The organism is Actinoplanes sp. NPDC051470 (assembly GCF_040682035.1).
Classification (GTDB): Bacteria; Actinomycetota; Actinomycetes; order Mycobacteriales; family Micromonosporaceae; genus Actinoplanes.
Map to the genome: position 1 here is coordinate 390307 of NZ_JBFBAA010000004.1, position 22672 is coordinate 412978.

Genomic DNA, 22672 nt, shown 5'->3' on the forward strand with positions numbered 1-22672 from the left:
AGGCCTCCCACCCGTTGCCGGGTAGGAGGCCTTCTCAGCCAACCCTGAGGTCAGCTGCAGCCGGAGGTCGAGCCGCAGCCCTCGCAGACGTAGCAGCTACCGGCGGGGCGCATCTTCGTGCCGCAGGTGAAGCAGAGCGGCGCGTCCGAGGCGTGGCCGGTCACCGCCTCGAGCAGCTCGGTCGACGAGTGCGCCACCTTCGGCGCCTCCGTCTTCGGAGCCTCCACCTTGGGCACCTCGGCGAGCGGAGCGGCCACGGCGCCGACCGGGGCCGAGACCGGAGCGGACTCCGCCATCGACGTCGCGGTCAGGTCGGCCGCCGCCGCCTCGGCCGCCATCTCGGCCTGGATCTGGGCGGCCCGCTCCTTGGCGGTGAAGATGCCCAGCTCGGCGCGGGTGTCGTAGGGCAGGAAGTCGAGCGCCAGGCGACGGAAGATGTAGTCCATCACCGACGCCGCCATGCGGATGTCCGGGTCGTCGGTCATGCCGGCCGGCTCGAAGCGCATGTTGGTGAACTTGCTGACGAAGGTCTCCAGCGGCACGCCGTACTGCAGGCCGATCGAGATGGCCACCGAGAAGGCGTCCATCACGCCGGCCAGGGTGGAGCCCTGCTTCGACATCTTGAGGAAGACCTCGCCGAGGCCGTCGTCGGGGTAGGACGACGCGGTCAGGTAACCCTCGGCGCCGCCGACCGAGAAGGACACCGTCTCGGAGGGGCGCTTCTTCGGCAGCCGCTTGCGGACCGGGCGGTACTCGATGACCTTCTCGACGGCCTTCTCGGCCTGCGCGGCCGGCGCCTCCTCGGTCGTGCCCTTGGCCGGCTTGGCCACCGAGAGCGGCTGGCCCACCTTGCAGTTGTCGCGGTAGATGGCCAGCGCCTTGAGGCCCAGCTTCCAGCCCTGGAAGTGGATCTCCTCGATCTCCTCGATGGTCGCCGACTCGGGCATGTTGACCGTCTTGGAGATGGCGCCGGACAGGAACGGCTGGGCCGCCGCCATCATCCGGACATGGCCCATCGGCGCGATCGACCGCTCGCCCATGGCGCAGTCGAAGACGCTGTAGTGCTCGGGCTTGAGGCCCGGCGCGTCCACCACGTGGCCGTGGTCGGCGATGTGCTCGACGATCGCCTCGACCTGCTCCTCGGGGTAGCCCAGGCTGCGCAGCGCCCGCGGGACCGTCTGGTTGACGATCTGCATCGAGCCGCCGCCGACCAGCTTCTTGAACTTCACCAGGGCCAGGTCGGGCTCGATGCCGGTGGTGTCGCAGTCCATCATCAGGCCGATGGTGCCGGTCGGGGCCAGCACCGAGGCCTGCGCGTTGCGCCAGCCGTTCTTCGCGCCGAGCTTGTTGCCGTCCTGCCACTGCTTGGTGGCCTCGCGGACGATCTCGGTGGCGACGACGCCCTGCGGGCGGATGCCGTCGTTGGCGGCGGCGTGCTTGCGCATGACGCGCTGGTGGGCCTCGGCGTTGCGGGCATAGCCCTCGTACGCGCCGACCACGCCGGCCAGCTCGGCCGAGCGGCGGTACGCCGTGCCGGTCATCAGCGAGGTGATCGCCCCGGCGACGCCGCGGCCCGACTCGGAGTCGTACGGGTGCCCGGTCGCCATCAGCAGGGCGCCCAGGTTGGCGTACCCGATGCCGAGCTGGCGGTAGGCCCGCGTGGTCTCGCCGATCCGCGGGGTCGGGAAGTCGGCGAAGCAGATCGAGATGTCCATCGCGGTGATGATGAACTCGACGCTCTTGACGAACTTCTGCACCTCGAAGCCGCCGTCGGCCTTGAGGAACTTCATCAGGTTGAGCGAGGCCAGGTTGCAGGACGAGTCGTCCAGCGACATGTACTCCGAGCAGGGGTTGGACGCGGTGATCCGGCCGGTCTCGGGGTTGGTGTGCCAGTCGTTGATGGTGTCGTCGTACTGCAGGCCCGGGTCGGCGCACTCCCACGCGGCCTGGGCGATGTCGCGGAACAGCTTCTTGGCGTCGATCGAGTCGATGACCTCGCCGTGCAGCCGGCCGCGCAGGTCGAAGGTCGTGCCCTCTTCGACCGCGCGCATGAACTCGTCGCTGACCCGCACCGAGTTGTTGGCGTTCTGGTACTGCACCGAGACGATGTCGGAGCCGCCGAGGTCCATGTCGAAGCCGGCGTCACGCAGGGCGCGAATCTTGTTCTCTTCGCGCGCCTTGGTGTAGACGAACTCCTCGATGTCGGGGTGGTCGACGTCGAGGATGACCATCTTGGCCGCGCGCCGGGTGGCGCCACCGGACTTGATCGTGCCCGCGCTGGCGTCGGCGCCGCGCATGAAGCTGACCGGGCCGCTGGCCGTGCCGCCGGACGAGAGCAGCTCGCGGCTGGAGCGGATGCGGGACAGGTTGACCCCGGAGCCGGAGCCGCCCTTGAAGATCAGCCCCTCCTCCTTGTACCAGTCCAGGATCGAGTCCATCGAGTCGTCGACCGACAGGATGAAACAGGCGCTGACCTGCTGTGGCGACGCCGTGCCGACGTTGAACCAGACCGGCGAGTTGAAGCTGAACACCTGGTGCAGCAGCATCCAGGTCAGCTCGTGGTCGAACAGCTCGGCGTCGTCCTTGGTGGTGAAGTAGCCGAACTTCTCCCCCGCCTTGCGGTACGTCTGCACCACGCGGTCGATGAGCTGCTTGAGCGACCACTCGCGCTGGTCGGTGCCGACCGCGCCGCGGAAGTACTTGGTGGTCACGATGTTCGCCGCGTTCACGCTCCACGAAACCGGGAACTCCACGCCACGCTGCTCGAAGTTGATCGAGCCGTCCCGCCAGTTCGTCATGACGACGTCGCGGCGCTCCCACTCCACCTCGTCGTACGGGTGGACGCCCTCGGTCGTCCACACCCGCTCAACGCGCAGACCCCCCGCGGGCGCGCTGGAGCCGTTGCTGCGGCTGCGCTGCCGACCTGCTGTAATGCCGTCCCCGGCCATGGTGCTCCCCCTCATTTGGTGCCACTACTGATTGAACGCTGCCCGTCGCTGTGGCAGTCCCCTACTGATTGATCTTGGGCGGCCGGCCCGCCCGGGTATGGGTCACGGTGTGTCGGGCCGCCGAATCCCGGCCGGTCGCCGCCGAGCGCAGCTCGGCGATCTCCTTCTCGAATTCGTCCAGCGAGTCGAACGACTTGTAGACGCTGGCGAACCGGAGGTAGGCCACCTGGTCGAGCTCGCGCAGCGGCCCGAGGATCGCGAGTCCCACGTCGTGACTCGGTATCTCCGCCGCGCCCTTCGCCCGGACCGACTCCTCGACCTTCTGCGCCAGCAGCGCGATCGAGTCTTCATCCACCGGCCGGCCCTGACACGCCTTGCGGACGCCGCTCATGATCTTGGTGCGTGAGAACGGCTCGGTCACCCCGTTGCGCTTGACCACCGCGAGAACCGCCTCCTCGACCGTGGTGAACCGCTTGCCACACTCGGTGCACGAGCGACGGCGACGGATCAGTTTGCCGTCGTCGGCCTCACGCGAGTCGACCACGCGCGAATCAGCGTGGCGGCAATACGGACAGCGCACCGGAAACCATTCCTCTCCTGGCTCCCCGGACACGCCAAATAAGCCCCACGAGAGCGCGGCGCTGTGGATAACGTGTGGAGAACTTGGGGACTGTGACCCCAACCTGTGGATGACTTACAGCCATGTAACTACTAGATGTTGGGGTCAAAGTTAGGCCGATGCCGACCGCGACGCAAGCCAGACGGCGGGTCGGCGCGCCGGGAATTTCGTGCCACCACGAGCCGTATACAGGAGATCACTTGGCGCGTCGGCCGCGCCCGATTTGCCGTCCTTGGAATGTCGTGTTTCCGCCGTTGCGACCCGGACGGGTGGTCGTCGTCACGTTCGCGACGCCCGCGGACTAGCCCCTCGGAAGCTGGAGGGTCTGGCCCGGGTGCACGACGTACCCATCGATGTGGTTGATTTTCTTGAGGTCGGCCACGGCGGCGTAGGGGTCACGGCGCGGCGCGGTGCGGGTCGCGATCGACCAGAGGGTGTCGTGCGGCTGGACGATGACGGTCGCCGCCGGCCCCTGCGCGGGCTGATCGGCACGCGAGGCGGTCGACAACAGGAACGCGCTCGCGATCGTGGACGTCCCGACGAAGAAAGCCAGGACCACGGCGCGTCCGCGCCGCGTCAGACGGAGCGGCGGCCGGGGGTAAGAGGTCGTGACCATGGGTTTCACCTTCCTCGTACGGCTGTTCTATCGAACGCCCGTACGACGGTTTATCAGAACACGTGTACGGAAGTCGAGCACTTCCGGGCGACACGCCGACAGGAAAGTCGTACAGATGTTTGAAACTGTCGTACCGCGAACATAAGGTCTTTCCTCAGAAGGGGTCGTTTTCGGATGACCCGGTGAAGCAGCGCGTGCCGCCGGAACGGCACTGGGCCACAGACATGGCCAACGAATTTGGGAGGGCAGGCGTGTCGACCGACGACCGAACGAGCCGGCAGCACCAGCAGAATCCCGCGGGCGGCATGCGGCGGCGGTCGCCGGCCCGTTCGCGCAGCGCCGAGGCGCCCCAGCTGCGGGCGGTGACACCGGCGTCGGTCAGCCAGTTCCCCGAGGTGGTGACCGCCGACCTGACCGCGCGGCAACGGCGGATCCTCGAGTTCATCCGCGACTGGGTGGAGCGGTACGGCTACCCGCCGAGCGTGCGTGAGATCGGCGAGGCGGTCGGGCTGGTCTCGCCGTCCAGCGTGGCCTACCAGTTGAAGGCGCTCGAGACCAAGGGCTTCCTGCGCCGCGACCCCAACCGGCCGCGCGCGGTCGACGTGCGCTCGCCCAGCGAGATGGTCGACGACGAGACGCTGCGCCAGGCCCGGCCGACACCGGCGTACGTGCCGCTGGTCGGGCGGATCGCCGCCGGTGGGCCGATCCTGGCCGAGCAGGCGGTCGAAGACTTCTTCCCGCTGCCGCGCGAGCTGGTCGGCGAGGGCGACGTGTTCATGCTCGAGGTCAAGGGCGACTCGATGATCGACGCGGCGATCTGCAACGGCGACTGGGTGGTGGTCCGCCAGCAGCCGACGGCGACGTCGGGCGACATCGTGGCCGCGATGATCGAGGGCGAGGCGACGGTCAAGTCCTACCGGCAGCGGGACGGGCATGTCTGGCTGATGCCGGCGAACCAGGCGTTCGACCCGATCCCCGGTGACGACGCGACGATCATGGGCCGTGTGGTGGCGGTGCTGCGCCGGGTCTGAGACCGGACCCGTGGTCCGACGGCGCCCGCTTGCAGGGGGCGACAATCAAACGGTCGGCTTCCCTCGCGAGGAAGCCGACCGTTCGGGCTTTCGGTAGGGGTCAGCGGCCGTACGTGCGGCCGTAGTTCTGATCGTCGTCCAGGTCACGGGAACGACCACCACCGGCGGGCGGCGGGGCGCCGTAGACACCACCGCCGGGACGACCACCCGCACCCTGCGGAGGCCTGGGCTGGCCGCCCTGGGGCGGTTTCGGCTGGCCACCCTGAGGCGGCCGGGGCTGACCACCCTGAGCCGGGCGAGGCTGACCACCCTGAGGCGGCCGGGGCTGACCACCCTGAGGCGGCCGGGGCTGACCACCCTGAGCCGGACGGGGCTGACCACCCTGAGCCGGACGGGGCTGACCACCCTGAGCCGGACGGGGCTGACCACCTTGCGGCGGCCTCGGCTGGCCACCCTGCGGAGGACGGCCACCACCCTGGGCCGGACGGCCACCTTGCGGTGGGCGGCCACCGCCCTGCGGCGGACGACCGCCGCCGGCCGGCGCGCCACTGACCGGCGGGCGACCACCACCACTGGGAGCACCACTGACCGGAGGACGACCACCAGCACCGGGCGCGCCGCTCACCGGCGGGCGTCCGGCACCCGGCCGGCCGTTGACCACCGGCGGACGCCCGCCACCCGGCGGACGAGGACCCGCCGCGGGCCGGCCACCGGCGCCGGCACCGGCGGGCGGACGACCCGCCCCGGCGCCGGCCGGCGGACGACCGCCGCCGTAGACACCCGGGCCACCGGCCGCGGGCTTGCCGCTGTAGACGCCCGGACCGGCGGGAGCGCCACCACCACGGGCGGCGCCACCGGCTCCGTAGACGCCGGGGCCGGACGGCGCGCCGCCGACCGCCAGCAACTCGGTGGCCGCGTCGGAGGGCTTGGGGCCGTCGTCCGGGTCGGACTTCTTCGGGGCGACCGGTTCGGCCGGGGCGTTCTTGCGGTGCCGGCGGATGCCGAAGATGCCGACGCCGACCAGGATCAGGCCAAGGACGCCGACGCCGGCGACCAGGTAGGTGATGTCGTTCAGGTCGAGGCTCTGGAACCAGGACGGGCCGGTCTTCTTCTCGGTCTCGGAGCCCGCGGCGCTCTTCACGACCGGCGCCCCGGCCGTGGACGGGGTGTAGCGGAGGATGTAGTTGGCCGCACCCTGCTCAGGCGTGTTCTCCATGTCGGAGACCGTGTAGAAGTACTTGCCGTCGGGGCTGAAACTGATCGCCTCGCCGAACGGCTCGTTGGGCAGCGGGGTCACCCGGGGCTTGCCCTTGAGCGCGGCCAGCACGTCGCCGCCGGTGACATCCCATTCCAGGGCGTCGGTGTACGTCCGCAGCGCCACCTTGGTCGCGTTCAGCGCCACCGCGCCGCCGTCGATCGAGCGGCTGCCGAGCGAGGCGATCTGGTTGGCCGGGGTCTCGCTGGCCGGAACCGCGACCTCGCCCACGCGTTTGAGCGGGACGGCGTCCTCGGCCGAGTTATTCGTCTTGAGCTTGGCGGCCGGCGTGTAGACGCCCGCGGCCTTGCCGACCCCGACCACCTTGGTCACGATGATCGGGGTGCCGTCGCCGTTGATCAGCAGCGCCTCGGCGTCGTGCCCGCCGTCGGGGTACTTCAGCCGGTGGATCTTCGGCTGTTGTTTGCCGGTGAGCGGCATCGACCAGAGGGCGACGGTGGGGCGCTTGCTGTCGTTGTCGCCGATGTCGGCGATCCAGAGCGTCTTGCCGTCCGGCGAGAGGACCATGTCCTCGGTGTCCAGCGGACCCTGGCCGCTGTAGGCGACGGAGTCCTTCACCTTGCACTTGGCGTCGAGGAAGAAAACACGCTTGCGGCTGTTCTGCGGGTTGCTGTCGTTGATGACGACGAACCCGTCGTCGGTCGCCACGAGACCCGACAGGCCGGGAAGCTTTTCATCGGTGATCTTGCACACCTTCTTGCCGGCCTGAGCCTGCGCGGTGCCCCCGGGGGCCTCCTCCGCGAAGGCGGTGCCGGCGCCGGTCAGCACGAGCCCGGAGGCACAGAGAACCGACACCACGAGACGCCGCATCCGATCAGTGTCGCATGCGGCGTCCCGTGCTGTTGTTACGCGTGGATCACCACAGCTCAGGCGTCCGATCAGTCCCATCGATCACGACGCGAATGCGGACAGTTCAGCGCCGAGTCGCTCGTCGACGCGGACCCGCATCTCGGTGCCGTCCTCGGTGTGGCGGGTGGTGAGGACCTGGCCGGTGCGGTGAATCTTGGCGATCAGGTCGCCCCGGTCGTACGGCACCAGAACGGTGAGCTCGAGCGCGGGCTTGGGCAGGTTCGCCTCGATCGCCTGCCGCAGCTCGTCGATGCCCCGGCCGGACCTGGCCGACACGAGGACGGCGTCGGGCCAGGTGCGCTTGAGGCGCAGCAGGGTCTCTTCGTCGGCCGCGTCGACCTTGTTGATGACCAGCAGCTCGGGCAGCTTGTCGGCGCCCACCTCGGCCAGCACCTCACGGACCGCGCTCACCTGACCCTCGGGGTCGGCGTGCGAGCCGTCCACCACGTGCAGGACGACGTCGGCGAAGGCCACCTCTTCCAGCGTCGAGCGGAACGCCTCGACGATGTGGTGCGGAAGGTGCCGGACGAAGCCGACGGTGTCGGAGAGCGTGTAGACCCGGCCGTCCTCGGCGGCGGCCCGGCGGGTGGTCGGGTCGAGCGTGGCGAACAGCGCGTCCTCCACCAGCACGCCGGCCTGGGTCAGCCGGTTGAGCAGGCTGGACTTGCCGGCGTTGGTGTAGCCGGCGATGGCCACGGCGGGCACGCCGTTGCGCGACCGGCGGGCACGCTTGGTCTGCCGCACCGTACGCATCGCCTTGATCTCTCGACGCAGTTTGGCGATGCGGGTGTTGATCCGGCGGCGGTCGGTCTCGAGCTTGGTCTCACCGGGACCGCGCAGGCCGACGCCGCCGCCCGCGCCACCGGCACGACCGCCGCTCTGCCGGGAGAGCGTCTCGCCCCAGCCACGGAGTCGCGGCAGCAGGTATTGCAGCTGGGCCAGCTCGACCTGGGCCTTGCCCTCTTTGCTCTTCGCGTGCTGGGCGAAGATGTCGAGGATCAGCGCCGTACGGTCGACGACCTTGACCTTGATCTGCTGCTCCAGGTTGCGGAGCTGGGACGGGGACAGCTCGCCGTCGCAGATGATCGTGTCGGCGCCGGTGGAGAGCACCACGTCGCGCAGCTCGTCGACCTTGCCGCGGCCGATGAACGTGGCCGGGTCGGGCCGGCTGCGGCGCTGGATCAGGCCCTCGAGGACCTCGGACCCGGCGGTCTCGGCGAGGAGGGCGAGCTCGGCCAGCGAATTCTCCGCGTCGGTGACGCCGCCCTCGGTCCACACGCCGACCAGGACGACCCGTTCCAGCCGGAGCTGCCGGTACTCGACCTCGGTGACATCGGTGAGCTCGGTGGAGAGGCCGGCGACCCGCCGTAGCGAGTGGCGCTCCTCGAGTTCAAGATCACCGGTGGTGACGTCGGGTTCAGAGAATTGAGTCTGCAAAAGTGTGACCTCCTCGGCACCGATCGTGGCAGACCCGCGCACCGAGCGCATCCACATAACCGGTCCGGAAGTTGTAATGACAGTGCCTGACGCATCTGTAACCACCGAATTGGAAGTTCCTATTCCGGACGCGCAAGAATGCGGTGACTCACCCGCCAACGACGGAGGGACCACCGTGGTGACCACCCGCCTGCCCAGCGCAGGATTCTCGATCACGATCCGGATCGCCGTGACGGCCGACGCGTCGTCCATCGGTCGCCTCACCACCTGTGTCGGCGAGGCCGGCGCCATCGTGACGGCCCTCGACGTGGTGGACTCGGACTCCTCACGCGTGCTCGTCGACCTCACCTGCGACACCGCCGACTCCGGCCACGCCGACCAGGTCGTCAAGACGCTGGAGGAGCTGGACGGCGTCGACGTCCGCAAGGTCTCCGACCGCACCTTCCTGCTGCACCTGGGCGGCAAGATCGAGGTGAGCTCGAAGGTCGCGCTGCGCAACCGGGACGAGCTCAGCCGGGCCTACACGCCGGGCGTGGCGCGGGTCTGCATGGCGATCGCCGAGAACCCGGACGACGCGCGCCGGCTGACCATCAAGCGCAACACGGTCGCCGTGGTCAGCGACGGGTCGGCGGTGCTGGGGCTGGGCAACATCGGCCCGGCCGCGGCGATGCCGGTGATGGAGGGCAAGGCGGCGCTGTTCAAGCGGTTCGGCGGGGTGGACGCCTGGCCGGTCGTGCTGGACACCCAGGACACCGACGAGATCGTCAACATCGTCCGGGCGATCGCCCCGGCCTACGGCGGCATCAACCTGGAGGACATCGCGGCGCCGCGATGCTTCGAGATCGAGGCCCGGCTGCGTGAGCTGCTGGACATCCCGGTGTTCCACGACGACCAGCACGGCACCGCCATCTGCGTGCTGGCCGCGCTGACCAACGCGCTGCGGGTGGTCGGCAAGAACATGGCCGACGTCAAGGTGGTGGTGTCCGGCTCGGGCGCGGCGGGCACGGCGATCATGAAGCTGCTGCTGCGTCAGGGCGTGGGCGACATCGTCGCGTACGACCGGCAGGGCGCTCTCCACCGCGGCATGGCCGGCCTGAACGAGACGTGGCAGTGGCTGGCCGACAACACCAACAAGGACAACTACTCCGGTGACCTGGCCGGCGCCATCGTGGGCGCCGACGTCTTCATCGGCGTCTCCGCCCCCAACCTGCTGTCCGGCGCCGACATCGCCCGGATGGCCGAGAAGTCGATCGTGTTCGCGCTGGCCAACCCCGACCCCGAGGTCGACCCGCGGGAGGCCCGGCAGCACGCCGCGGTGGTCGCCACCGGCCGCTCCGACCAGCCCAACCAGATCAACAACGTGCTCGCCTTCCCGGGCGTCTTCCGCGGCATGCTGGACGCCGCCGCCTCGGAGTTCACCGAGGAGATGGCGCTGGCCGCGGCCCGCGCGATCGCCGACGTGGTGGGCGAGGACAAGCTGAACCCGACGGTGATCGTCCCGAGCGTCTTCGACCCGCGGGTCACCCCGGCGGTGGCGGCCGCGATCCGCGCGGTCGTCAAGGGCACGCCACCCCCGGCCAACGCGGCCGCGATCGAGGTCGACGAGGCCCCCGAGGAGACGTTCTAACTGGCCGCCCAGCCGGTCAGTTCGCCGGCATGGTCGGTGATCAGACCGGCCACGCCGGCGGCGGCCAGCGCGCGCCACTCGGTGATGTCGTTGGCCGTCCACGGCATCACCTCGACGCCCTCGGCGGCCAGTTCGGCGACCATCTCCGGGGCGCCGACCACATCGGCCACCGACGGGTTGCAGCAGACCACGCCGAGATCCCTGACCAGGGCGACCGTGTCGGCCTCGAAGCGCAGGCGCAGCAGCCCGCGCCGGATGTCGGGAGCGACCTCGCGCACCAGCCGGACCACCGACGGGTCGAAACTCTGCACGATCGTGCGGCCGGCCAGGTCACCCAGCATGGTGAGGATCCGCTTCACCTGGTCGGCGTTGGTCGGCGGCTTGATCTCGAGCAGCAGCGAGGCGTCGGCCAGCGGCAGCGCCAGCACCTCGCTGAGCAGCGGCACCTTCAACCCCGCGAAGGCCGGCGAGAACCAGGACCCGGCGTCCAGCGCGCGGATCTCGTCGACGGTCAGGTCCCAGACGTGGCCGGTCCCGTTCGTGGTGCGGTCGACGGTGCGGTCGTGGATGACCACGGGCACGTCGTCGGCGGTCGTGCGGACGTCGAACTCGACATGGGTCGCCCCCGCGGACACCGCCGCGGCCAGGGCGGGCAGCGTGTTCTCAGGTGCCACGGCGGAGTACCCGCGGTGGGCCACCCGGTGCATCAGAGCGTGACCTCTCCCGTCGCCACGAGCACCGCCGGTCCCGCGAGCCACCACTCCCCCGACTCGGTGGCGGTCACGGTGAGCGTGCCGCCGAGCACCTCGACGGTCACCCGGCCGGCGGACAGTTTCGCGTCGCGCAGGGTCACGGCGCCGACGGCCAGGGCGCCCGAGCCGCAGGACAGCGTCTCGCCGGAGCCGCGCTCGTGGACGCGCATCCGGACATGGAGGTCGGCGACCGGCGTCACGAACTCGACGTTCACGCCGTGGGGGAACAGCGTCTCGTCGTGGTCGGGGGCCACGGTCAGGTCGAGCGAGTCGAGCGGGGCGGACAGCCCGCAGACCAGGTGGGGGTTGCCGCAGTCGACGGCCACGCCGGGCAGGGTGAAACCGCCGGTGGTCGCCGTGCTGGCCGCGTACACCCGCGGGGGTTTCATCCGCACCGAGATCGTGTCCGCCTCGGCCACCGCGCGCACCACCCCGGATCGCGTCGCCACCGGGACCGGGAACGACGCCCAGCCCTGGTCGACCAGGTAGCGGGTGAAGACCCGGACCCCGTTGCCGCACATCTCGGCGACCGAGCCGTCGGCGTTGCGGTAGTCCATGAACCACTCGGCGTCGGCCGCGAGATCGGCGGCGTCGGGGTGCTTGGCGCTGCGGACCACCCGCAGCACGCCGTCGGCGCCCAGGCCGAAGTGGCGGTCGCAGAGCTCGCGGACGAGGTCGGCCGGGAGGTCGAGGGCGCCATCCGGATCGGGCAGGATCACGAAGTCGTTGCCGGTGCCATGGCCCTTGGTGAACAACACGCCGTCCATCATCGCGTAAGCGCGAGGGCGTCCGTCAACAACGTGTCCGACGACCCGTCCAGCCAGTGGATCCGTGGGTCACGACGGAACCACGACCGCTGCCGCCGGACGAACCGCCGGGTGGCCCGCTTCGTCTCCTCGCGCGCCTCGGCGGCGGTGAGCCGGCCGTCGAGCTGGGCCAGCGCCTGCTGGTAGCCGAGCGCCCGGCTCGCGGTCAGCCCGTCCCGGAGCCCGTCGAGCCCGGCCACCTCGTCGACCAGCCCGGCCTCCCACATCAGATCCACCCGGAGGTCCACGCGGGAGTCCAGATCGTCCCGGTCGATACCGATCTGAACGGAGTCGTACACCGGCGTAGGCGACGGCAGGGATGCGGTGAACGGGCGCCCGGTCAGCTCGATCACCTCGAGCGCGCGCACGATCCGCCGCCCGTTGGACGGAAGGATCTTGGCGGCGGCGGCCGGGTCGAGCGCCCGGAGCCGCTCGAACAGCGGGGCGCCGTCCGACCATTCGGCCTCCAGGCGGGACCGGATCGCCGGGTCGGTGCCCGGGAACTCGAAGTCCTCGAGCACCGCGCGGATGTAGAGCCCCGAGCCGCCGACCAGGATCGGGGTGACGATCCGGTCGGCCGCCGCGCGGGCCAGCCGCTGGTATTCGGCGACGCTGGCCGGTTCCGTCACGTCCCAGATGTCGAGCAGGTGATGGGGCACGCCGGCCCGCTCCGCGACCGGTATCTTGGCGGTGCCGATGTCCATCCCGCGGTACAGCTGCATCGAGTCGGCATTGACGATCTCCCCGCTGAGGGCCTGGGCCAGACCGATGCTCAGCGCCGACTTGCCGGCGGCGGTGGGACCGACGACGGCGATCACCCGGGGATGGGGGTGGTTCGGCACGGAGCAACGGTAGGACACCGTATGGTCACGGTCATCGGCGGGCACTTGGTCGTAACCGGGTTGGACCTGTGACAATGCGCGAGAAAGAATGTCAAGGGATGTACGGCATTCTTGACTGCGCTGTGGCGGTGGGTGTGAGCGAAGGGGCTCACGCGGGCCGGGATGAACGAGGATGGGCTGATGAACGACTGGACAACCTTCGGGCGAGTCGACGCCGACGGCACGGTCTACGTCAAGACCGCCGAGGGCGACCGGGTGGTCGGCTCGTGGCAGGCGGGCACACCCGAAGAGGGTCTGGCCCACTTCGCCCGCCGGTTCGCCGATCTGGTGACCGAGGTCGACCTGATCGAGGCCCGGCTCAAGTCCGGCGCGGCCGACGCCGCCCACTCGTTGTCCAGCGTCAAGCGGCTGCGCACGCAGCTCGACGAGGCACACGTCGTCGGTGACATCGACGGCCTGGCCGCCCGCCTCGACCGGCTCTCCACGCTCGCCGACGAGAAGGCGGGCGAGGCCCGGGTGGCCCGCGAGGCGGCCCGGGGCGAGGCCATCGCCCGCAAGACCGCGCTGGTCGAGGAGGCGGAGAAGATCGCCGCCGACGCCACCGGCTGGAAGACGGCCGGCGACCGGCTCAAGGAGATCCTCGACGAGTGGAAGACGATCCGCGGCGTCGACAAGAAGACCGACGGCGAGCTGTGGAAGCGGTTCGCGGCCGCCCGGGACGGCTTCACCCGCCGCCGCGGCGCCCACTTCGCGACCCTCGACGGTCAGCGCAAGCAGGCCCAGACGGCCAAGGAAGACCTGGTCACCGAGGCCGAGACACTGTCCGGGTCGTCCGAGTGGGGCCCGACCGCGAACCGGCTCAAAGAGCTGATGACCGAGTGGAAGGCCGCGCCGCGCGCCGCCAAGGAGGCCGAGCAGCGCCTCTGGGAACGCTTCCGCGCCGCGCAGGACGCCTTCTTCACCCGGCGGAGCGAGGTCTTCTCGGCCCGGGACGCCGAGTTCAAGGGCAACCTCGAGCGCAAGCAGGCGATCCTGGCCGAGATCGAGGCGCTCGACGTCGACGCCGACCCGCGCCAGGCCCAGAACAAGCTTCGCGACGCCCAGGCCTCCTGGCACGACGCCGGTCGGGTGCCGCGCGAGTCGCAGGCCGGCCTCGACCGTCGCTGGCGGGCCGCCGAGGAACGCATCCGGGTGGCCATGGATTCCGCCTGGCGCAAGACCTCCCCGCAGGAAAACCCGCTGCTCCAGCAGATGCGCGAGCAGGTCGCCGAGGCCGAGCAGCGTCTCGCCCGCGCCGAGGCGGCCGGCGACAAGCGCCGCATCAAAGAGGCCCAGCAGGCGCTCGACTCGAAGCGTCAGTTCCTGGCCCTGGCCGAGCAGGCTTCGTAAAGATCAAGAGCATTTTCAGGTACGCGCGCAACACCTGCACGACCTCAGTGGCCCGGACCGTAGATGGTCCGGGCCGCTTCTTGCTTCCGCGTCATCCCGGTTGGTAGGGCGGGGCCACACCCCAGCCCCAACGGGGGACCGGCGCCTTCCGGAACACGTCGGCGCCGGGTTGCGAGTTCTGGCGGGCCAGGCGGGTGCCCCACTCGACGTAGCCGAGGAACGCGGCCCGGAACTCGGGGTCGTCGGGCAGGCCGGCCTCGTCGGCGGCGTCCTGGATCAGGTTCACCCAGCGCCGCCGCTGCGGCTCGGTGATGGCCATGCCGATGTGCTTGGCCACCATGTGCGGGTATCCGCCGTGCTGGTCGGTGTAGGCCGCCGGGCCGCCGAACACCTCGGCCAGCCAGGTCGCCACGTGCCGGGCGTGCTGGGCGTCCATCCGCGCGAACAGCGGGGCCAGCAACTCGTCCTCGACCACCTTGGCGTAGAAGGCGTCGGTCAGCCGCACGAACGCGTCGGTGCCGCCGGCCCACTCGTACAGGCTGGGTGTCGTCATGTCGATCAGCCCAGCACCGGGGCGGCCCGAAGCACAAGTACGCACATAATGGTTCGTGCCCAAGACCTTCTCGTGCCCGGTCGAACTCACCGTCGACGTGGTGGGCGGCCGCTGGCGCACCGTCATCCTGTCCCGGCTCAAGGAGGGCGTGCACCGCTACGGCGAACTCCGCCGCCTGGTGCCCGGGGTGAGCGAGAAGATGCTCACCCAGCGGCTCCGCGAGCTGGAGGCGGACGGCCTGGTGTGCCGCCGCGACCTCGGCACGAACCCGCCCCACGTCGAGTACGAGCTGACCGACGAGGGACGCAGCCTGGCCCCGGTGTTGCAGGCGCTCTACGACTGGGGTGTCGAGCGCGCCGCGCGAACCGGGGCGACCTTCACCAGTTGACCGCGCCTTGGTTGACCGCGCAGCCGCCGGTGGTGGCGGGCCTTAGTTGACCGCGCAGCCGCCGGTGGTGGCGGGCAGCGGGGCGGGGACGCCGATCGTGGGGAGGCCCAGGCTGACGCCGGGCATCTTCGGGGTGTGGCCGGCCTCCCAGGCGTCGCCGGCGCGGGTGCGGCGGTGGCTGACCGGGGCGCCGTCGGCGTTCAGGTGGTGGGGCGCGGCGTAGGTGACCACGGTCTCCACGATGTCGCCCGGGCGGGGCGTCACCTCGCCGGTGGCGAAGTGCACCAGCCGGCCGTCGCGGGCGCGGCCGCTGAGCCGGCCCGTACGCGTGTCCTTGCGACCCTCACCGACCGCGACCAGCACCTCGACCGTACGGCCGGCCTGCTTCTTGTTCTCGGCCCAGGTGATGTCCTCGAGCTCGGCGATCAACCGCTCGTAGCGTCCCTGCACCACCTTCTTGGGCACCTGATCGGCCATGGTCGCGGCCGGGGTGCCGGGGCGGATCGAGTACTGGAAGGTGAACGCGCTGGCGAACCGCGCCTCGCGCACCACCTCGAGCGTCTGCTCGAAGTCGGCCTCGGTCTCGCCGGGGAAGCCGACGATGATGTCGGTGGTGATCGCGGCGTCGGGCATCGCGGCGCGCACCTTGTCGATGATGCCGAGGTATTTGTCGCGCCGGTAGCTGCGGCGCATCGCCTTGAGCGTCGCGTCGGAACCGGACTGCAACGGCATGTGCAGCGACGGGCAGACGTTCGGCGTCTCGGCCATCGCGGCGATCACGTCGTCGGTGAAGTCCTTCGGGTGGGGGCTGGTGAACCGCACCCGCTCCAGCCCCTCGACGCCGCCGGTCGCCCGCAGCAGCTTGCCGAAGGCCAGCTTGTCGCCGAACTCGACGCCGTAGGAGTTCACGTTCTGCCCGAGCAGCGTGACCTCGAGCACGCCCTGGCTGGTCAGCGCCTCGACCTCGGCCAGGATCTCGCCCGGCCGGCGGTCCTTCTCCTTGCCGCGCAGCGACGGGACGATGCAGAAGGTGCAGGTGTTGTTGCAGCCGACCGAGATCGAGACCCATCCCGCGTACGTCGACTCGCGGCGCGTGGGCAGCGTGGAGGGGAACACCTCGAGCGCCTCGAGGATCTCCACCTCGGCGGCGGCGTTGTGGCGGGCGCGCTCGAGCAGCGTGGGCAGCGAGCCGATGTTGTGGGTGCCGAAGACCACGTCGACCCACGGCGCCTTCTTGACGATGTCGCCGCGGTCCTTCTGCGCGAGGCAGCCGCCGACGGCGATCTGCATCTCGGGGTTCTTCAGCTTGGTCGGCCGGAGGCGGCCGAGGTTGCCGTAGAGGCGGTTGTCCGCGTTCTCCCGGACCGCGCAGGTGTTGAACACGACCACGTCGGCCGCGTCCGCGTCGGTGGCACGCACGTAGCCCGCATCTTCCATCAGCCCGGAGATGCGTTCGCTGTCGTGCACGTTCATCTGACAGCCGTACGTGCGCACGTCGTAGGTGCGTGGATTACTGGTCATGGCGAGGTAAAGGGTAGTCCTTCTCTAGGCGGCGTTGCGCTCGGAGGCCACCGCGCAGGCCGGATCGGATCCGGTGCACGGGCGCATGTTGCGCCGCTCGGTGCCCTCGTCGGTCTCGACCTCGTCGACATGCACGATCCGTGGGCTCTCGTCCGGCTCGCTCAGGACGTACCGCGTGGGGTTGAGGGTGTCGTCGGGCAGCAGGACCGCCGCACCCAGCCCGGCCGCGACGGCCGCCGCGACCTCGATCTCCGGTGCAACGGACGGGACGAGGTAAAGATCAATCATTGTCGGGAAATCGCCACCGACGTGGTAGACGTCGACCAGGACGGCAGAATCATCCGCGTCCTCGTCCATTCCGGTCACCGGGCGGCCGAGGACGTCAGAGATCACAGACCGGACCAAGGCCTCATCGATCCGACCGGCTACGGACCAGTTCCAGATGCCGCCCACCGGGTCAACGTCCGCCATACCGCTCATCGTGGACAACACTCCCGACCTGCATCTCCCTGTGTTACCTCTCCGTGACCATTCTCGGGGCGAACCGATACACCAGCGCCCCTAGAGTGGCCCCATCCGAGTGAACCGACGAACAGGACGGTGTCCGCTAGTGGCTGACGACAAGGCTCTCATCGTCCTTGACAAGGTCAACAAGTGGTTCGGGCCGCTGCACGTTCTTCAGGACGTGAACCTGTCGGTCGGCCGGGGCGAGGTCGTCGTCGTGATCGGACCGTCCGGGTCGGGCAAGTCGACCCTGTGCCGGGCGATCAACCGGCTGGAGCCGATCAACTCGGGTTCCATCGTCTTCGACGGCCGGCTGCTGCCGGCCGAGGGCAAGGGGCTGGCCAAGCTGCGCAGCGAGGTCGGGATGGTGTTCCAGTCGTTCAACCTCTTCGCCCACAAGACCATCCTGCAGAACGTCATGCTCGGGCCGCTCAAGGTGCGGCGCGAGAAGGCCGGGGTGGCCCGCGACCGGGCGATGAGCCTGCTCGACCGGGTGGGCATCGCCAGCCAGGCCGAGAAGTACCCGGCCCAGCTCTCCGGCGGTCAGCAGCAGCGGGTGGCGATCGCCCGGGCGCTGGCCATGCAGCCCAAGGCCCTGCTCTTCGACGAGCCGACCAGCGCGCTCGACCCCGAGATGGTGGGCGAGGTGCTCGACGTGATGACCTCGCTGGCCCGGGACGGCATGACGATGGTGGTGGTGACGCACGAGATGGGCTTCGCCCGGCACGCCGCGAACCGCGTGGTGTTCATGGCCGACGGCCAACTGGTCGAAGAGGCGGCGCCGACGGAGTTCTTCGCGAACCCGAAGTCGGATCGGGCCAAGGACTTCCTGTCCAAGATTCTGACGCACTGACCTGACCGTCCATTTCGGAGCAATCAAGGAGCAAGGATGCGCAAAACCCGCATTGTGGCGGCGCTGGGGGCTATCACCCTCGCGCTGACTCTCACCGCCTGTGGCGGGGATGACAGCGATGGCGGCGGGTCCGGCACCAGCAACTTCGCCGCGGGCTCGACGATGGAGAAGCTGAACAAGGCCAAGAAGATCCGGGTCGGCACCAAGTTCGACCAGCCCGGCTTCGGCCTCAAGGGCCTCAGCGGCAAGCCCGAGGGCTTCGACGTGGAGATCGCCAAGCTGGTCGCCAAGGCGCTCGACGTCCCCGAGGACAAGATCGAGTACACCGAGACCCCGTCGACCGTCCGCGAGCAGGTGCTCCAGCAGGACAAGGTCGACATCGTGGTGGCGACGTACACGATCAACGACAAGCGCAAGGCCGTCATCGACTTCGCCGGGCCGTACTACATCGCCGGTCAGTCGATCCTGGTGAAGGCCGACGACGCCTCGATCACCGGGCCCGACTCCTTCAAGGACGGCACCAAGAAGGTCTGCTCGGTGACCAACTCCACGCCGGCCACCAACATCGAGAAGTACCTCGGTGACAAGACCAAGCAGCTGGTGCTGTTCGACATCTACCAGAAGTGCGTGGACGCCCTGAAGGGCGGTCAGGTCGACGCGGTCACCACCGACAACGTGATCCTGTCCGGCTTCGTCGCCACCAACGAAGGCGCCTTCAAGCTGGCCGGTAAGACCTTCACCGAGGAGCCGTACGGCATCGGCCTCAAGAAGGGCGACACCGCCTTCAAGACCTTCATCAACGACACCCTGGAGAAGGCGTTCCAGGACGGTGCGTACAAGAAGGCGTGGGACGACACCGCCGGCAAGAACGACACGTCGGAGCTCAAGATCCCGACGATCGACCGTAGCTGACAACTGAGGACCAGGGTTGAGCCAGAACTGTGAGGCGGCTTCATGGGCGCCGTGATCGACAACTTCGACGTCTTAGCCGGTGGGTTCTGGCTCACCCTGCAACTCGTGTTCCTGGCCGCGATCGGTGCGCTGGTCATCGGCACCGTCATCGCGGTCTTCCGGATCTCCCCGGTGCCGCCGCTGCGCGCGGTCGGCACCGCGTATGTGACGGTGTTCCGCAACGTACCGCTCACGATCGTGTTCTTCTTCTCCGCGTTCGGCCTGCCGGCGCTCGGCTCCAACGCCAGCTTCCTGCGCATCCCCGGGCTCGACCAGATCTTCACCCGGCTCGGCATCGACCTGCCGTACTTCCGCTTCGCGATCATCGCGCTCAGCCTCTACACCGGCGCGTTCGTCTGTGAGGCGCTGCGCTCCGGCATCAACGCGGTGCCGGCCGGCCAGGCCGAGGCGGCCCGCGCGATCGGCCTGACCTTCACCCAGAACCTCCGCTTCGTGGTGCTCCCGCAGGCGTGGAAGGCGGCCATCGTGCCCCTCGGCAGCGTGATCATCGCGATGATCAAGAACTCCGCGCTGGCCGGCTTCTTCGGCGTGGTGGGAGACCTTTCCAACAGCGGGTACGAGCGGATCACGGTCGGCGGCGAACCGGCCATCCCGCTGATGATCGGCATCTCGGTCGGCTTCCTGATCATGACCGTGCCGCTGGGCGTCCTGCTCGACCGGATCGAGAAGCGCCGGGCGGTGGCCCGATGAGCCAGCCGACCACGCTCTACGACGCGCCCGGCCCCCGCGCCCGCCTCATCACGATCATCAGCAGCATCGCGGTCGGCGTGCTGGTCCTGGTCGGCGCCTACTTCTTCGTCTACAAGCCGCTGGACGCGCGCGGCGAGTTCGAGATGGAGAAGTGGGCGGCGCTGATCGACCCGTCCGAGGATGACTTCGCCCTGCTCTGGGCGCGAATCTGGGACGGATTCCAGGCCACCCTGATCGCCGCCGCCATGGCCGTGGTCGCGTCCCTGGTCTGCGGCACGCTGCTGGCCGTGGCCCGCATCTGGCTGCGACGCGCCTCCCACCGCCGGTGGGTGGGCTTCCCGGCGCCGGTCGCGATCCTGCTGCGCGTGATCATGGTCGCCCTCGACTGGCTCAGCCGGATCTTCGTCGAGGTGTTCCGCGGCCTGCCCGTGGTCATCACCATCGTGTTCGTCTGGCTCGGCCTGCCGTCGCTCGGCGTCGAACTGGGCGACCTGCTCTGGTACCTGGTTCTCGGCCTGGTCCTCTACAACACCGTGGTGATCGCCGAGATCCTGCGCTCCGGCATGGAGGGCCTGCCCGCCGGCCAGCGCGAGGCGGCCGACGCGATCGGTCTGAGCGACGGCCAGACGATCCGCATGATCCTGCTGCCCCAGGCGTTCCGGATCATGTTGCCGGCGCTGATCAGCCAGCTGGTCGTGGTGCTCAAGGACACGTCGCTGGGCTTCATCATCGGGTACGAGGAGATCCTCCGGGTCACCACCCAGGTCGTGCAGATCTTGGACAACCAGATTCAGATGTACATCGTCGTCGGCACGATCTACATCCTGATCAACTACGGCCTGTCCAAGCTGGCCGGCTACGTGCAGCGCCGCCTCGCCCGGGGCAGCAAGACCAAGAACCTGCCGGTGGAGACAGCCGCGCCGCCGGCCGCGATCGGTGCCGGCACCGGCGGCGGGCTCGCCTAGCGCGCCAGTTCCGTGACCCGGGACTCGCGGACGACCGTGACACGGATCTGACCCGGATAGGTCAGCTCCTCCTCGATCTGCTTCGCGACGTCCCGGGCCAGCACGGCGGCGCCGATGTCATCGATGTCATCGGGCCGGACCATCACCCGGATCTCCCGGCCGGCCTGCATCGCGAAGACCTTCTCCACACCCACCTTGCCGGCCGCGATCTCCTCGATCCGCTCCAGCCGCTTCACGTACGCCTCGAGGCTCTCCCGCCGCGCCCCCGGCCGCCCGCCCGAACAGGCGTCGGCGGCCTGGGTCAGCACGGCCTCGATGGTCTGCGGCGGCACCTCGTTGTGGTGCGCCTCGATCGCGTGCACCACGTCCTCGGACTCGCCGTACTTGCGGGCCAGGTCGGCGCCGATCAGCGCGTGGCTGCCCTCCACCTCGTGGGTGAGCGCCTTGCCGATGTCGTGCAGGAACGCCGCCCGCTTCATCGTCGGCACGTCCAGGCCCAGCTCGGCGGCCATGATGCCGGCGATGTGCGCGGTCTCGACCAGGTGCTTCAGGACGTTCTGGCCGTAGCTGGTGCGGTAGCGCAGGCGGCCCAGCAGGGTGGCCAGCTCCGGGTGGAGGTCGGTGATGCCGACGTCCACCAGCGCCTCCTCGGCGGCCCGCTCGCACAGCCGGTCGACCTCGCCCTTGGCCGTCTCGAAGATCTCCTCGATGCGGTGCGGGTGGATGCGCCCGTCCAGCACCAGCTTCTCCAGGGTGAGGCGGCCGACCTCGCGGCGTACCGGGTCGAAGCAGGAAAGAAGGACCGCCTCCGGGGTGTCGTCGATGATCAGGTTGACCCCGGTGGTCGACTCGAACGCCCGGATGTTGCGGCCCTCACGGCCGATGATGCGGCCCTTCATCTCATCGCTGGGCAGATGCAGGACGCTGACCACGCTCTCCGCGGTCTGCTCGCTGGCGATGCGCTGGATCGCGTCGACCACGATGTGCCGGGCGCGGGTGTCGGCCGTACGCTTCGCCTCGCCCTCGATGTCACGGACCAGGATCGCGGCCTCCCGCTTGGCCTGCGCCTCGATCGTCTCGATCAGCTCGGACCGGGCCGCCTCGGCGCTCAGGCCGGCCACCCGTTCCAGCTCCTTGCGGTGCGCCTCGGCGGCGATGGCCAGCTCGGCCTCCCGCCCCGACAGCGACGACTCCCGGCCGGCCAGGTCGGCGTCCATCGCCCCCAGCCGCCGCTCCCGCTCGACCAGGCGCTCGACCTCGTCGGCGTGCTGGCGTTCCCGCTCGTCGATCCGGGCGGCCCGGCGCTCGACCTCGGCCGCCTGCTCCTTGGCGGTGGCGTTGAGCAGGGCGACCTCGCGCTCCCCGCTGCGGCGGGCGGCGGTGCGCGCCTGCTCGGCGTCGGTCTCGGCCTGCCGGTGGGCGTGCTCGAGGATGGTGTCGGCCTCCCCGTGGGCGGCTTCGAGAACCCGTCGCGCCTCGGCCCGGGCGGCGTTCGCCTCGGCCTTCGCGGCGGCGGCCTCGGCGCGTACCGAAGCGGCCTTGGCCCGGGCGTCCTCGACCTGGTCCGCGCGGTCCTTGGCCTCGACCTTGCTGCTCTGGATCTGGCGCAGCGCGCGGGAGCCGATATACAGGCCACCCATCACGAACCCGGCGAGTACGACGATCGCCACCACGAGAACCGTATCCAGGGCGGTCATGTCGCCGCGTCTCCCTTCGCCAGCGCCGCCGCCCGCGGGCGACTGCGCTCCCCTGCACAGTCGGCGGGCCGCTGCTCCGGCCGTCCGGGCCGGTGCCGGTCTGCTGGCGGCTGCTTGCCGGCCCCTCTCGGGGTTGGCTCGCTCGGCTTGCCTTCCCTTACGGGCGGCTCGCTGGGCTTGCCCTCCCTTTTCGGGTGGCTTGCTCGGCTTGCCCTCCCCTATTCGGGGCGGCTCGCTCTCCCGCCGATGGGTCTGGCGGCTTCCTTCCGTGCCGGCGTGCCTCGGCTGCTCGCCGTCGCCTTTCGCCGCCGCACCTGTTCGGCCCGTCTTGGGGCTT

The 22672-nt window shown here is 69.9% G+C and carries 20 protein-coding genes; 8 read left to right on the top strand and 12 right to left on the bottom strand.

Translation table 11 applies throughout. The features are described 5' to 3' along the window. Positions 1-50: 50 nt before the first annotated feature. From AB0M54_RS10970 to AB0M54_RS10980, 3 genes are all read right to left on the bottom strand, one after another. On the bottom strand, positions 51-2948 hold the full coding sequence (locus AB0M54_RS10970; RefSeq protein ID WP_364470441.1) for a vitamin B12-dependent ribonucleotide reductase: 2898 nt from the start codon (positions 2946-2948) through the stop codon (positions 51-53). A 61-nt stretch (positions 2949-3009) separates the two neighbouring features. Continuing rightward, on the bottom strand, positions 3010-3528 hold the full coding sequence (gene nrdR / locus AB0M54_RS10975) for a transcriptional regulator NrdR (RefSeq protein WP_364315673.1): 519 nt from the start codon (positions 3526-3528) through the stop codon (positions 3010-3012). A gap of 340 nt (positions 3529-3868) precedes the next feature. Further along, positions 3869-4183 carry a LysM domain-containing protein gene (locus AB0M54_RS10980; protein WP_364470395.1) on the bottom strand — a complete coding sequence of 105 codons (315 nt, stop codon included), beginning with the start codon at positions 4181-4183 and terminating at the stop codon, positions 3869-3871. 305 nt (positions 4184-4488) lie between these two features. On the opposite strand from AB0M54_RS10980, the gene lexA reads away from it, so the two are divergent. After that, positions 4489-5214, top strand: coding sequence for a transcriptional repressor LexA (lexA, locus tag AB0M54_RS10985; RefSeq protein WP_364317130.1), 726 nt, complete (start codon positions 4489-4491; stop codon positions 5212-5214). 100 nt (positions 5215-5314) lie between these two features. Here the strand turns inward: lexA and AB0M54_RS10990 are convergent, their stop codons facing one another. After that, positions 5315-7300, bottom strand: coding sequence for a hypothetical protein (locus tag AB0M54_RS10990; RefSeq protein WP_364470397.1), 1986 nt, complete (start codon positions 7298-7300; stop codon positions 5315-5317). A gap of 81 nt (positions 7301-7381) precedes the next feature. Continuing rightward, a complete protein-coding gene (gene hflX, locus AB0M54_RS10995) occupies positions 7382-8776 on the bottom strand; it encodes a GTPase HflX (RefSeq protein ID WP_364470399.1) in 1395 nt (464 codons plus the stop codon). A 175-nt stretch (positions 8777-8951) separates the two neighbouring features. Here hflX and AB0M54_RS11000 point away from each other — a divergent pair, with 175 nt between their 5' ends. Next, positions 8952-10403 (top strand): NAD-dependent malic enzyme, encoded by a 1452-nt coding sequence (locus AB0M54_RS11000; protein WP_364470401.1) that lies wholly within the window; start codon positions 8952-8954, stop codon positions 10401-10403. On the opposite strand, the gene AB0M54_RS11005 is transcribed toward AB0M54_RS11000, so the two are convergent. Genes AB0M54_RS11005 through miaA form a run of 3 tightly spaced genes read right to left on the bottom strand, consistent with a single transcriptional unit; the run spans position 10400 to position 12803 of the window. Then, positions 10400-11110 carry a glycerophosphodiester phosphodiesterase family protein gene (locus AB0M54_RS11005; RefSeq protein ID WP_364315662.1) on the bottom strand — a complete coding sequence of 237 codons (711 nt, stop codon included), beginning with the start codon at positions 11108-11110 and terminating at the stop codon, positions 10400-10402. The two genes, AB0M54_RS11000 and AB0M54_RS11005, sit on opposite strands and share 4 nt — an antisense overlap. Further along, positions 11110-11913: a diaminopimelate epimerase gene (dapF, locus tag AB0M54_RS11010; RefSeq protein ID WP_364470402.1), complete on the bottom strand. Its 804-nt coding sequence runs from the start codon at positions 11911-11913 to the stop codon at positions 11110-11112. Before dapF ends, AB0M54_RS11005 begins: the two co-directional genes overlap by 1 nt. Before the next feature lie 8 nt (positions 11914-11921). Then, positions 11922-12803 carry a tRNA (adenosine(37)-N6)-dimethylallyltransferase MiaA gene (gene miaA, locus AB0M54_RS11015; protein ID WP_364315657.1) on the bottom strand — a complete coding sequence of 294 codons (882 nt, stop codon included), beginning with the start codon at positions 12801-12803 and terminating at the stop codon, positions 11922-11924. 180 nt (positions 12804-12983) lie between these two features. Between miaA and AB0M54_RS11020 the strand changes: the two genes are divergently transcribed. Then, a complete protein-coding gene (locus AB0M54_RS11020) occupies positions 12984-14192 on the top strand; it encodes a DUF349 domain-containing protein (protein ID WP_364470404.1) in 1209 nt (402 codons plus the stop codon). Positions 14193-14283: 91 nt separating this feature from the next. Here AB0M54_RS11020 and AB0M54_RS11025 read toward each other — a convergent pair whose 3' ends face one another. Then, on the bottom strand, positions 14284-14745 hold the full coding sequence (locus AB0M54_RS11025; protein WP_364315651.1) for a group II truncated hemoglobin: 462 nt from the start codon (positions 14743-14745) through the stop codon (positions 14284-14286). Positions 14746-14800: 55 nt separating this feature from the next. Between AB0M54_RS11025 and AB0M54_RS11030 the strand changes: the two genes are divergently transcribed. Then, positions 14801-15133, top strand: coding sequence for a helix-turn-helix domain-containing protein (locus AB0M54_RS11030; protein WP_364315648.1), 333 nt, complete (start codon positions 14801-14803; stop codon positions 15131-15133). Between the two features lie 42 nt (positions 15134-15175). Here AB0M54_RS11030 and miaB read toward each other — a convergent pair whose 3' ends face one another. Both miaB and AB0M54_RS11040 read right to left on the bottom strand, forming a co-directional pair. Next, the gene (gene miaB / locus AB0M54_RS11035; protein WP_364470406.1) at positions 15176-16654 is read right to left on the bottom strand and encodes a tRNA (N6-isopentenyl adenosine(37)-C2)-methylthiotransferase MiaB; all 1479 of its coding nucleotides are present in this window, start codon (positions 16652-16654) and stop codon (positions 15176-15178) included. A gap of 24 nt (positions 16655-16678) precedes the next feature. Continuing rightward, positions 16679-17047: a hypothetical protein gene (locus tag AB0M54_RS11040; RefSeq protein ID WP_364315643.1), complete on the bottom strand. Its 369-nt coding sequence runs from the start codon at positions 17045-17047 to the stop codon at positions 16679-16681. 217 nt (positions 17048-17264) lie between these two features. On the opposite strand from AB0M54_RS11040, the gene AB0M54_RS11045 reads away from it, so the two are divergent. From AB0M54_RS11045 to AB0M54_RS11060, 4 genes are read left to right on the top strand one after another with little or no spacing between them, the layout of a single operon-like run. Continuing rightward, positions 17265-18011 (top strand): amino acid ABC transporter ATP-binding protein, encoded by a 747-nt coding sequence (locus AB0M54_RS11045; RefSeq protein ID WP_364315640.1) that lies wholly within the window; start codon positions 17265-17267, stop codon positions 18009-18011. A 36-nt stretch (positions 18012-18047) separates the two neighbouring features. After that, complete coding sequence (locus AB0M54_RS11050) at positions 18048-18923, top strand: glutamate ABC transporter substrate-binding protein (protein ID WP_364315638.1); 876 nt, start codon at positions 18048-18050, stop codon at positions 18921-18923. Between the two features lie 42 nt (positions 18924-18965). Continuing rightward, entirely contained in the window at positions 18966-19673 is a 708-nt protein-coding gene (locus tag AB0M54_RS11055; RefSeq protein ID WP_364315635.1) for an amino acid ABC transporter permease, read from the top strand. Continuing rightward, positions 19670-20638, top strand: coding sequence for an amino acid ABC transporter permease (locus AB0M54_RS11060; RefSeq protein WP_364315632.1), 969 nt, complete (start codon positions 19670-19672; stop codon positions 20636-20638). The genes AB0M54_RS11055 and AB0M54_RS11060 overlap by 4 nt, the downstream gene beginning before the upstream one ends. Here the strand turns inward: AB0M54_RS11060 and rny are convergent. Next, positions 20635-22335, bottom strand: a complete 1701-nt coding sequence (gene rny, locus AB0M54_RS11065) for a ribonuclease Y (RefSeq protein ID WP_364315629.1) — start codon at positions 22333-22335, stop codon at positions 20635-20637. The two genes, AB0M54_RS11060 and rny, sit on opposite strands and share 4 nt — an antisense overlap. Between the last annotated feature and the right edge of the window lie 337 nt (positions 22336-22672).